This window comes from Sporosarcina sp. 6E9 (assembly GCF_017921835.1).
Classification (GTDB): domain Bacteria; phylum Bacillota; class Bacilli; order Bacillales_A; family Planococcaceae; genus Sporosarcina.
This window is the reverse complement of record NZ_JAGEMN010000001.1, coordinates 299,723-312,439: the sequence shown is the minus strand read 5'-3', so window position 1 is coordinate 312,439 and position 12,717 is coordinate 299,723. Positions and strand designations below refer to the sequence as shown.

Genomic DNA, 12,717 nt, shown 5'->3' with positions numbered 1-12,717 from the left:
CATTATTGTTTACAGGTATTAACAAAACTACCTATAAAATGAACAAAATCACCCACAACCAAAGTTTCAATTTAAAAGAACAGTGAGCGTTCATGTAGTTTCAAATACCCTCACTAAAGGACTTATGTAGGTACCTGTGCAAGGCATAATTATGACAATTCAAACCTTTGTATAAAAAAACAAAGAGATATCGACAAAGCATTATACAGTCGACATCCCTTTTTCATTTTATGCAATTGTAGTGAATTTATTGAATTGTTTCTTGCACAGGTACCTAAAAACCAGTACTTTCTCATTTTCATATCCCCTAACATAAACATATTAAATACTTAAAATATCTTTTTAATACAAATAAAAGGTACCAATGAAAGGTACCTGTGCAAGGTTCAATTATGATAATTCACAACGTCGGATTAACATTCAAGAAGATATCAACAAAGCCTAATATAGCATGTTCTCGATTACACTTTATACAATTGTAGTGTATTTTCCGAATAGTTCCTTACACAGGTACCTAAAATTTTGGGATGCATAATTGATTTTTCCAACCAACGATATGCCCCTCCCGATTCGACATTAGAACTGCTTTATGAAATACCTTCAACATTCCTAGTTTTCAATAGCGCTATGTATGAAGCAATTCTACCATATTATATTCAATTACTTAGCATGTGAATTTAAAGTTAAAACGTACCTATGCAGTTTCTGGCACAGGTTCGTTTTATTAATATTGGCTTGCATTAATTTTCATGCCGTGAATTAAATGTCATCCCCCACCAAATGAAACATTTCCTATATAATAGAAACAACATACATAAACGGGAGGGACGAAGATGCAAACATTGTATTTTGAACCAGCGTGGGATAAGACAATTGCACCCGCGGATAGAGATAAAATAAAGGTCCATTTTCAATCTAGGCACCTTGTAAACAACATTCAGTTTTCATTTTTATGGGATGCAATCAATCATAAAGCGGAGCGGTTGGTCACAGTTCTCATTCTCAACGGGAAAGAGACTTCCCTTCCTACACGAGATATAGTGATCGCTTATAATCAAGACAGCAGGCAAATTGCTACAGGCATTTTCACCCTACCTCTAGCGATTCCAGCCAAAACATCAATGCCGTGGACTTTTATATTTACACAAGGGAATCAAACAGAAGCACATCCACATTATACGATTATTAATAAATCACGATAATAAATTAGGGTTAATGACAGACCGATCACCTAACCATTTGAACTATCATCGTTAATAACTTCAACCTTAAATATCTTAGGATCTAATTTATGATTGATAGCTGTTTCCTCTAAAATCTTTTTTACTTCTATTCGTTCTTGTTCAGTTGCTTTTTTATTGGACAGGGTGATTTTAATGCGGATTTCGTTTTCATCATCCATAATTGCATGTAAACTGTGTTCATAGCCTTTTTCTCTTAACCGCTCCCCCATTTTTTTATAGAATCCAACTTCCATATGATAGGATTCCAGATAGTCATTAGCTTCTTCTAGCGAAACATCCCATTTTTCATGTGATAAATTTGTGTCGATATTCATTTCTATATTTGAGAAACGAGCATAGATAAATAGCATAATTATTACTAATAAAAGTAGACCAAATCCAAGTAAACCACTGATTCCCATTTTCACAAAGGCCACTCCTTGTGTTCTTTTTTAATATTATGCCTAAGAACCTAAATTTATAATTAGACGAATTATGCAAAAAACGCATAAATTCCTTCGTACAATTTCTTGTACAAGTACCTCCATTGGATTCAACAGCCAATTAGCCTATAATAGTAATTATTATGTATCAGAAGGGATCGATTTAATTTTGAATAAAAAAGTTGCTGTAATTACAGGTGCTGGAAGTGGATTAGGTGCATCACTTGCGAAAAAGTACGCAGAAGATGGCTATCATGTTTGTTTACTCGGAAGAACGGCAGAAAAATTAAAGCGTACTGCGCAAGGCTTACCAAACGAAGATCATTCAATTTTCTCAGTGGACGTATCCTCTAAACAAGAAGTCTCCCGCGTTCTCACAAGTATTAAAGAAAACTTAGGCACAGTAGATGTCCTTGTAAATAATGCCGGCGTTGGTGTGTTTGATTTAGCGGAAAATTTATCAGAAGAAGCAGTCCACCAAATGATTGACATTAACATAAAAGGGACCATTTTCTGTACACAAGAAGTACTCGCCGACATGAAAACCAGAAATAGCGGTAGCATTTTAAACATCGTCTCCACAGCTGGTTTAGAAGGGAAATCAACAGAGTCTGTATACTGCGCAAGTAAATTTGGTATGCGTGGATTCCACGAGAGTCTATTGGTCGAGCTTGAAGAAACCGACATTCACGTATTCGGCGCCTATATGGGTGGCATGAAAACAGAATTCTGGGACGGTATTTTCGACGAATCCCAAACAGCAGGATTAATGGACCCAGGAGACATTGCTGACATCATCTACCATAACGCAAAAGTTAGAAAAAATTTAAACGTAGAGCAAGTCGTCATAAAAAATCACTGATATTAATGGGTACCTGTGCAAGACACAATAATGACAATTCACGACTACGAATAAATAACCAAAAGGATACCGACAAAGTTTTATCTGTCGGTATCCTTTTTTCACTTTATGCAATTGTAGTGAATAAACAGAGTAGTGTCTTGCACAGGTACCAAAAAAAGGTACCAAAAAAACTGATTTCCTATACATAAGGAAATCAGTTTTTTATAAACATTAGTTACTCGATTCTACTACTACATTTTTCACCGCAACTTCTCGATGGCGAATAATTTGTCGTATGTACATCATAAACACAATAAATGTGATAATACCGCCGATAGTAAGTGAAAGTGAATACGCCAAGTTCAATCCTTCAGGTGCGTATAGGAAGTAAGTTGCTACGACACCCGTCATGAAAAGTGCTGGGACCCCTGCGAGTATATGCGCATGTGCACGTCCTTCTTTCAATAGGTAAGAAACGACAACCCACAACATAATTGTAGCCGAAAGCTGATTTGTCCCACCTACGTATCTCCATAAGAATGAGTAGTCAATCGTTGATAATAAAAATGCTGGAATACCGAGCAGAACTGTCGCTATCAAAACCGTGCGCTTCTTGTCTGGATCAAACCATTTAGATACTGACTCCATGACAATCATTCTTGAAGAACGAAGCGCTGTATCTCCTGTCGTAATCGGTAAAATAATGACTGCCAAAAGGGCTAAAATCCCTCCGATTGTACCAAGCATCGTTGAAGACATTTCATTAATCACACCTGCTGGACCACCCGCGGCAAGCGCTGCCTGAAGTCCGCCCGTTCCACCGAAAAATGTCATTCCTGCTGCCGCCCAAACCAGTGCAATCACACCTTCTCCTATCATTGCACCGTAAAATACTTTGCGTCCTTCTGACTCTTTCTTCATCGTTCTAGAAACAATTGGACTTTGCGTTGAATGAAAACCCGAAAGCGCTCCGCAAGAAATCGTCACCATTAGCAATGGCCAAATTGGTAACTCCCCAGGATGTAAATTACTTAATGTCAAGTTAGGAATCGTATAATTACCAAATACGAGCACCGCCCCTATCGCAACCGCCATAAAAATTATGATTGCACCAAAGAGTGGATATATTTTACCGATAATTTTATTTATCGGCATAACTGCAGCGAGTAAAAAGTAAGCAAATACAATCACTAATGCACCTATAAAGGGAATCGGTGTAATTTGAGCAATTAGCTGTGCTGGACCTGCTGTAAAGGCTGCTGTTACTAAAATCATTAAAATAAGTGTAATGACAACAATCGATTTTCGTGCAAAAGTTCCTAAGTATTTTCCCACGATTTGTGGGAATTGTGCCCCGTTATGTTTCAAAGATAACATACCTGAAAAATAATCATGAACCCCTCCGGCAAAAATCGAACCGAAGACAATCCATATAAATGCGACAGGTCCATACAACGCACCTGCAACTGCACCGAAAATAGGTCCTAAACCAGCAATATTCAATAACTGGATTAGCCAACCTCTCCACCAGCTCATCGGCACATAATCCATGCCATCATTTACGGTGTACGCGGGCGTTTTACGAGAATCATCAATCTTAAATGCTTTCTCAATCACTTTCGAATAAACCGCGTACCCGGCTAGTAATAAAATAATTGAACCTAAAAAAGTAGCCATCAACGCGCCTCCTATAATTTAAAAATACTAACAATTTGGTATAGCGACAATTATATACTATAACAATATAAAAACAAGCGCTCTACTCCTTTTCAGAAAGGTGCCTGTGCGTCGTACATTTATGACAATTCAATAATGTGAATAAAAATTAAAAAGGTTATCGATAAATCCTTACCCAATCGATACCTCATTTACAACTTATGCAATTGTAGTGAATTAACTGAGTAGTGTCTTGCACAGGCACCTAAAAAGGGTACCTAAAAAGGGTACCTAAAAAGCTACATCTAAAAAGATGCTTTCAAGGTGCCTTAGTGGCAACTTAAAAGCATCTTCAAAACGTGTTATACAGGCTTTATCTTCCAGATTTCTGTCGCGTATTCTTTGATTGTGCGATCGCTTGAGAATTTACCTGAATAAGCGATATTTGTGAGACTCATGGAGAGCCATTTTGATTTATCGCGATAGACTTGCTCCACGTGCTCTTGGATTTCCAAATAAGGTTCGAAGTCTTTTAGCACGAAGTAAGGATCGTTGTTATACAGGATGTTGTAATAGATATCTTTAAATTCAATTTCATCTGTGCCAAATCCATTATTTAATTGATCAAGTATCCTGCTAATACGGTCATCACTATGATAAAGATCCATGGCCCGGTAGCCGCCGTGGTTATTGTACTGGATGACTTCATCTGATTTTAAGCCGAAGATGAAAATGTTTTGACTTCCTACTTCTTGTTGGATTTCAACATTTGCACCATCCAATGTGCCGACTGTTAAAGCACCATTCATCATCAACTTCATGTTCCCAGTGCCTGATGCTTCTTTACCTGCTGTTGAAATTTGTTCGCTAATATCGGCAGCGGGTATGATGCGTTCTGCTAAACTCACATTGTAATTTTCTATGAAAACGACTTTTAACTTATCCCGAATATCCGGATCGTTATTTACAATCGTGGCGACCTTATGAATGAGTTTAATAACTTCTTTGGCTAAATGATAACTGGGCGCTGCTTTTGCTCCGAATATAAAGGTCCGGGGTGTCATATCCATATTGGGACTTGATTTTAACTGATCATATAAGTACATGATGTGAAAAACCTTCAGCAATTGCCGCTTGTATTCATGTAATCGTTTGACTTGCACATCGAAAATCGATTGTTCATCCACTAAAATACCCGTGCGGTCATGGATCAGCTTAGCTAAAATTTGCTTATTTTCAAGTTTTACTTGATTGACCTTTTCTAAAAAAGGCTGGTCACTCGAATACTTTAAAAGATTTATAAGTTGGTTTGGACGCTGAATCCATTGTGAACCGATAGATTCCGTTATAAGTGATGCTAGTTTTGGATTTGCCTGTAGCAGCCAACGGCGGTGTGTAATTCCATTCGTCTTATTATTAAAACGTTCAGGGAAAAGTGAATAAAAGTTTTTCATTTCCTGTTTTTTTAATATTTCCGTATGTAATTTAGCTACACCATTTACACTAAAACTACCTACAATTGCAAGACGCGCCATATGAATTTGTCCATCGGCAATAACCGCCAACTCGGGAATTTCCTCCCTCAACTCCTTATGGTCAAACCAAATCCCTTTACAAAATCGTTCATTAATCTCGTCAATAATCATATAAATTCTTGGTAATAAGTGCTTCATCATCTCTACCGGCCATTTTTCAAAGGCTTCACTTAAGGTCGTATGATTCGTGTATGCAATGACTTTTGTCGTTACCTTCCAAGCATTATCCCAGCTGAATTTCGCTTCGTCTAGCAATATTCGCATAAGTTCTGGAATCGCTAAAGTTGGATGTGTATCATTGATTTGTATGACAACCTTTTCTGCCAAGTGCTTTAAAGACTTTCGATTATTTTGCTGATAGGTTTTTATGATTTGTTGTAAACTCGCGGAAACCAGAAAATATTGTTGCTTTAAGCGTAGCTCTTTCCCCTCATATTGGGAATCATCCGGATAAAGATAACCTGATATTCGTTCAATCGAATGCTGATGATCGAGTTCATGGAAATAGTTTGAATCCCCGTCCTCATGGTCTTCATTCTGCTTTACCGGCTCAGCACTCCAAAGTCTAAGTGTATTCGTGACACCGTTTTGATAACCAATAATGGGAATATCATACGGAACAGCCATTACTTTATCCGTGTTTTCATATTTAAATTCAAGATTTCCATCTTGCTTCTGAAACATGCTAATATCCCCGTGAAAATCAATACTTACTGCTTCATCTGCACGTCTAGTTTCCCACGGATACGGATTTTCCAACCAATTATCAGGCAGTTCAATCTGATTTCCATAAATAATTCGCTGCTCAAATAAACCATAACGGTATCGGATGCCAAAACCGTGACCTGCATATTTCAAAGAAGCTAACGAATCAAGAAAACATGCTGCTAAACGGCCTAAGCCACCGTTTCCTAAACCAGCATCATGCTCCTGTCCGTATACTTCTTCCGGACTGAAACCGAGCTTGTGTAAGGCTTGATTTGAAATATCCAGCATTCCGCAATTCAGCAAATTGCTTTTGAGCAAACTGCCAATTAAAAACTCCATAGATAAATAGTAAACCTGCTTATTCATTTTTTCTTCATATTTCTTTTTTGTTGCTTCCCATTGGGGCATCATTTCTTCATTGACAATCGCTGCAATTACATAATATATATCGCTATTACGGGCATCTTTTAGATCTTTTCCTGTTTCTTGCTTTAATTTATGACCTATTTTCTCAATAAACTCATCCACTGTTAGTTCAGGCAAAAACTTCTCTCCCTTATCGCGCATAATGGTTAAATTTCTTGCACCTGAAGCTCCAATCCATCTTCACTTTCGACGTGAGGCAGTGTACGCGCCTTTAATTCACGGTAAAGCGTTGTGTACTCATGTGCCGATTCTTTCCAGCTAAATCGACTTTTATTCACATTCTGGCTTAACTTCAACCACTGCAAGGGCTGGTGATAGATTGTTAATGAATAGTTTAATACAGTCAGCAGATCATGCGCATTATAATTCGTAAAACTAAAACCATTTCCTTCACCCGTCAGCTCATTAAAGGCATGAACGGTATCTTTTAGCCCCCCAGTTTCACGAACAATCGGCACGGATTTATACTGTAGTGCAATGAGTTGTGCCAATCCACAAGGTTCAAATAGGGATGGCATTATAAAAAAGTCGGATGCCGCATATAATTGTCTGGCCAACGCTTCATCAAATGTCAGCATGGTCACTAATTTATTGGGATGGCGATGTTCCGCTTCTTTAAAGAAGTGTTCGAATTCGGAATCACCTGTCCCTAAAATAATTAATTGGACATCATTTTCTTCCAGAAAAGCATCTACAATATGTTCCACTAGATGCAATCCCTTCTGCTCAACAAGCCGAGTAATGATTGTATATATAGGCTTGTCTGCGTCAATTGGCAAGCCTACTCGCTCCTGCATAATTAACTTGTTTTCTTTCTTTTTATTTCTGGAAGAACGAAAAGGAACAGGAACGGCTGGATCTGTTAAAGGATTGTATTCTCTTGTATCAATCCCGTTTAAGATACCCACCAAATCTTCTTCTCTTTCCAATAGGATAGATTCCAGCCCTTCACTAAAGTAGGGATCTTTGATTTCCTCCGCATAAGTCGGGCTAACTGTCGTGATTTTATCTGCATGAAACAGTGCACTTTTCAGGCAATTCAACATTCCGTTCCATTCCATCCCAGCGATATGTTCCTCTGGCAATTGGAAGAAGTCTGCATAGGTATCTAGTTTCATGAGACCTTGGTATTTTATGTTATGGATTGTAAACACGGTTTTCATGTCCGCAATCGGCTGTTTAATCTTAGCAAGTGCAACAGCAATCCCCGCTTGCCAGTCATGTGCGTGCAAGATATCTGGTTTAAAGTCGAGATGATGGAGTGCTTCTATCACCGCATGACTGAAAAAGACAAACCGCTCCCCGTCATCGTAATAGCCATAAATCCCTTTTCGCGTGAAATAATACGCATTTTCAACAAAGTAATACATAATGTTTTGATGGGTCAGCGTATAAATGCGCACTTCCTGATTTCGCCAGCCAAATTCAACGTTAAAAGAGGTCTCGTATGTCATTTGTTCATGCCATTCCGCCTCAATCTCATCATAAAGTGGCAAAATCACACGGACATCTACTTTTTCATTCGTTCGCAGTGCTTGCGGGAGAGACCCGATTACATCTGCTAGTCCGCCTGTTTTAACGAAGGGTGTACACTCTGATGCGACAAATAATATATTTTGCATGGTTGATCTCTCCTTTATTGTAGTCTGAAGCATCTATTAAAAAGTTTTACTTTTTGCAATCACATATGGCTTTTCCGTCGATCCGATTAATTTTTGATTGGCTGTAATGTGAACATCTTTATCCAATATGACATTTTCCAAATGTACACCAGCTTCAATTTTACAACGTTGCATAATAATGGAGTTTTTAATAGTCGCTCCTGCTTCTACTGATACGCCTCGGAATAATATACTACCCTCTACATCCCCATCAATTTGACAACCATTTCCTAAAATCGATTTCGTTACATTCGCACCTGTTCGGTATTTCGTTGGCGGCTGATTCCCTATTTTCGTCCGGATGAATGGTTTTTGATAAAATAACGCTCGGTAATTCTCTTCATTCAATAAATTCATATTGTGTCTGTAATAACTCTCCATCGAGTTTACAAATACGCCATACGCCTTATTTTCATAAGTTTGCACTTTTAAATCAGCCAGTCTTTGCTTAATGCCATGCACGAAAAAGTGATCTTCGTTATGCGCAATACATTGGTCGACGAGTGACAATAATAATTCCTTATTAATAATATACACGCCTGTAAATAGCTCGTGATTGTTCAAATCATTCGTTATTTTTGTCACCCAGCCAGCTTCATCCTTCTCAATACGAAAGCAGGATTCGTGCTCCGGATGTAATGATTTTTGTTGCGTCGAGACAAGCGTGATATCGGCTTCCCGTTCAAGATGGTACTTAAAAGCATCCAAATACTCTGTATTAGAAACATACTGTCCACCGCTCACTAGAACATAGGCAGATTTACCACGATTAAAGTAATCGCGGTTATTATGGAAGAATCGCAAGTCCCCCTTTGAAATGTCAGACGGATCATTCCAGTCTGGCGGTAAGATAAACAAACCGCCATTTCTTCTGCCAACCCCCCAATTTTCTCCAGTCTCCAAATGATCCATTAACGAACGATATTTGCTAGAAGTGAAAATAGCGATTTCTTCAACACCCGAATCTCCCATATTAGAAAGAGGGAAATCAATTAAACGATACCTACCCGCAAACGGGATAGAAGCACCGGAACGAAAATATGTTAATTCATGAAAAAAGTGGTGTTCATGCTCTAAATTAATCAAACCCATCATGGTTTCCATTTGCTCGCCCCTTTAGACTTTTACTGTTAATAATAGATTAGTTAATGATTCTTGATCGATCACAAGTGGTTCTTCATCCGCCTGAACTTGGATACAAGTTCCATCTGGGATATTCGTATCTCCCATCACAATCACTCTTTCTAAAACTACATCTCGACCTACTTTTACACCCGGATGTAAAATGGAGTGGGATACAATGCTGTTTTTTTCGATGGTGACATTCTCGAATACGATCGAATTTTCTACTGTGCCGCTTATCCAGCAGCCCGAATTAATAAGTGACTGTTTCACAACTGCGGTTTCATCAATATATTGCGGTGGTATATTCGATTCATTTGAATATGTCCGCCAGTTCCTGTCATTTAAAAGAAACTGTAAATCCTCATCAAGTAAATCCATATTTGCTTCCCAATAGCTTTCAATTGTTCCAACATCTTTCCAGTAGTTGTCAAATCGATAGGCGTATAATTTCAACCCATCATCCACCATGGATGGAATGATATCATTTCCAAAATCATGACTGGATTGTTCATTTGCTGCGTCATCCAGTAAATAAGATTTTAAAGATGACCAATTAAATATATATATTCCCATGGAAGCTAAATTACTTTTAGGTTTTTCAGGCTTCTCGTCGAACTCATAAATTTGCAAGTCTTCTGTCGTATTCAGAATTCCAAACCGAGGTGCTTCTTCCCAAGAAACTGGCTTAACTGAAATCGTTGCATCCGCACCCGTATCCTTATGATGCTGAAGGAGCTTATTATAATCCATTTGATAAATATGATCGCCTGAAATAACCAGTACATATTCCGGATCATAACTATCGATGTAAAGAATGTTTTGATAAATGGCATCGGCCGTACCTGCATACCACTCTCCGCCATCCTGTGCTGTGTAAGGAGACAGAACTTGCATCCCACTATTCAGCCCACCCATTCCCCACGGACCGCCATTTCCAATATGTTTATTTAATTCGAGTGGTGAATATTGTGTCATAACACCTACCCTTTGCAAACTTGAATTCGCACAATTACTTAACGCAAAATCAATAATACGATATTTACCGCCAAAAGGTACTGCCGGTTTTGCGAGATCTTTTGTTAATAAACCCAACCGCTTACCTTCCCCACCAGCCAACAACATACCTACACAATTCTTCATAGATTAGCCTCCTCATTTTGAATCACATGTTCACGTTTAAAAATAGAAATTGCCAAAGGGGGTACTTTTATTTTTATATGTTGGTCTGCCTTATGCCACTTCTCTGGAAACGTGAAATGTGCTGCCTCATTTAGTTGACCTGACCCGCCAAATTCTTCCGCATCCGAATTGAAAACTTCTTTATATATACCAGGTTCCAGCACACCGATTTTATAGTCATAACAGACATTTGGCGTGAAATTACAAACGATAATTAACGAATCTTCCTGACTAGCATCAAATCTCTGAAAAGCGATGATACTTTGTTCAACATTATGAGGGTCAATCCATTTAAATCCATCTGGGTTATGATCCAGCTCATAAAGCTCAGGGTATGCTCGATAAAATTCATTTAGTACTTTTACATACTTTTTTATTCCTTGGTGAAGCGGGTACGCTAACAAATTCCAGTCAAGTTGCTCCCGATCTTTCCATTCAGCATATTGGCCTAATTCCCCTCCCATAAATAATAACTTTTTACCGGGATGAGTCATCATGTAGCCATAGAGCAACCTCAAGTTAGCGAATTTCTGCCACTGGTCTCCAGGCATTTTATTAAGCAAGGATTTTTTACCATGAACCACCTCATCATGTGATAGCGGCAGTAGAAATTTCTCTGAATAGGTATACATAAATGAAAAAGTAAGTAATTCATGGTGCCATTTACGATGAATTGGATCGCATTCCATATACTTCAACATGTCGTTCATCCAACCCATATTCCATTTAAAGTCAAATCCGAGTCCCCCACTATATGTCGGCGCGGTAACAAGTGGTAAATCGGAACTATCCTCTGCCATCATGAGCACACTCGGATGATAAGAACCCATTACTTCATTTAATTTGCGAATAAAGGCAATGGCCTCCAAGTTTTCATCTTCCCCATAAGTGTTATAAATTTTCTCTTCTCCGTCTGCTTTATCAAAGTTTAGGTAAATCATACTCGCCACTGCATCGACTCGAATTCCGTCAATATGGTATTCTTCTGCCCAGAAAAGCGCGTTGGAAATTAAAAAGCTTTGCACCTCGGGCCGCCCAAAATCGAAGGTTAATGTCCCCCACGATTTCTTTTCAGCTTTACGAGGATCGCTATATTCATATAATGCTTGTCCATCAAATTGACGAAGTCCAAATTCATCCTTACAGAAATGACCGGGCACCCAATCCATAATCACGCCTAACTCATGCTGGTGACATTGATCAACAAAGTATTTAAAATCATCCCGCGATCCATAGCGAGATGTGACCGAAAAGTAGCCAGTGATTTGATACCCCCACGATGGATCGTATGGATGTTCAGCAAGTGGCATGAGTTCTATATGCGTGTAGCCTAGTGATTTAACATAAGGGATTAATGTTTCCGCCAGTTCGCGATATGTGTAAAAATCACTTGCGTCTTTTGTTTCCCATTCCTCCAATTGATTGTTTTGTTTGGTCTTCCACGATCCTAGGTGCACTTCATAAATGGAAATCGGTGAAGCAAAAGGATCTAACGTTTGTTTTTCTTTCTGCCATTGCTGATCATTCCATTCATAGCTAGAAACGGTTGGCGTGATCGATGCATTAGCTGGCCGAATCTCGGATTCTAGTGCATATGGATCTGCTTTCATAACTGTCGTGCCATTTTGTGAATGTACTTCGTATTTATAGGCGCTATTTTCACGAATATCTGTAAAAAAACCAACCCAAAGTCCAGCTGCTGTAATCCGTTTTAACCCATGTTCGTTTCCATTCCATAAGTTAAAATTACCTACAACTCGAATGTCACTTGCATTCGGTGCCCACACCCCGAAGCGATAACCACTTTTTCCTTTCCATTCGATGGGATGGCACCCCAATAATTTTTGACTAAAGTAATTCGTACCTTGATGAAATAAAAATAGATCTTCTTCTGAAATATCGTAATCCATTCGTCTG

The 12,717-nt window shown here is 38.6% G+C and carries 9 protein-coding genes; 2 read left to right on the top strand and 7 right to left on the bottom strand.

The genetic code is table 11. The features are described 5' to 3' along the window. The first annotated feature begins 833 nt into the window (after window positions 1–833). A complete protein-coding gene (locus J4G36_RS01680) occupies window positions 834–1,202 on the top strand; it encodes an SLAP domain-containing protein (RefSeq protein ID WP_210468090.1) in 369 nt (122 codons plus the stop codon). 29 nt (window positions 1,203–1,231) lie between these two features. Here the strand turns inward: J4G36_RS01680 and J4G36_RS01675 are convergent, their stop codons facing one another. After that, window positions 1,232–1,651, bottom strand: coding sequence for a hypothetical protein (locus J4G36_RS01675; protein WP_210468089.1), 420 nt, complete (start codon window positions 1,649–1,651; stop codon window positions 1,232–1,234). A gap of 184 nt (window positions 1,652–1,835) precedes the next feature. Here J4G36_RS01675 and J4G36_RS01670 point away from each other — a divergent pair, with 184 nt between their 5' ends. Then, on the top strand, window positions 1,836–2,528 hold the full coding sequence (locus tag J4G36_RS01670; protein WP_210468088.1) for an SDR family oxidoreductase: 693 nt from the start codon (window positions 1,836–1,838) through the stop codon (window positions 2,526–2,528). Between the two features lie 213 nt (window positions 2,529–2,741). Here J4G36_RS01670 and J4G36_RS01665 read toward each other — a convergent pair whose 3' ends face one another. From J4G36_RS01665 to glgB, 6 genes are all read right to left on the bottom strand, one after another. Continuing rightward, window positions 2,742–4,187, bottom strand: coding sequence for a carbon starvation CstA family protein (locus tag J4G36_RS01665; protein WP_210468087.1), 1,446 nt, complete (start codon window positions 4,185–4,187; stop codon window positions 2,742–2,744). Window positions 4,188–4,528: 341 nt separating this feature from the next. Continuing rightward, complete coding sequence (locus J4G36_RS01660) at window positions 4,529–6,952, bottom strand: glycogen/starch/alpha-glucan phosphorylase (protein WP_246880370.1); 2,424 nt, start codon at window positions 6,950–6,952, stop codon at window positions 4,529–4,531. Between the two features lie 29 nt (window positions 6,953–6,981). Further along, entirely contained in the window at window positions 6,982–8,457 is a 1,476-nt protein-coding gene (gene glgA, locus J4G36_RS01655) for a glycogen synthase GlgA (protein WP_210468085.1), read from the bottom strand. A 36-nt stretch (window positions 8,458–8,493) separates the two neighbouring features. Further along, on the bottom strand, window positions 8,494–9,600 hold the full coding sequence (gene glgD, locus J4G36_RS01650) for a glucose-1-phosphate adenylyltransferase subunit GlgD (protein ID WP_210468084.1): 1,107 nt from the start codon (window positions 9,598–9,600) through the stop codon (window positions 8,494–8,496). 12 nt (window positions 9,601–9,612) lie between these two features. Continuing rightward, window positions 9,613–10,761, bottom strand: a complete 1,149-nt coding sequence (locus J4G36_RS01645) for a glucose-1-phosphate adenylyltransferase (protein ID WP_246880369.1) — start codon at window positions 10,759–10,761, stop codon at window positions 9,613–9,615. Beyond that, on the bottom strand, window positions 10,758–12,710 hold the full coding sequence (gene glgB, locus J4G36_RS01640) for a 1,4-alpha-glucan branching protein GlgB (RefSeq protein ID WP_210468083.1): 1,953 nt from the start codon (window positions 12,708–12,710) through the stop codon (window positions 10,758–10,760). The genes J4G36_RS01645 and glgB overlap by 4 nt, the downstream gene beginning before the upstream one ends. Between the last annotated feature and the right edge of the window lie 7 nt (window positions 12,711–12,717).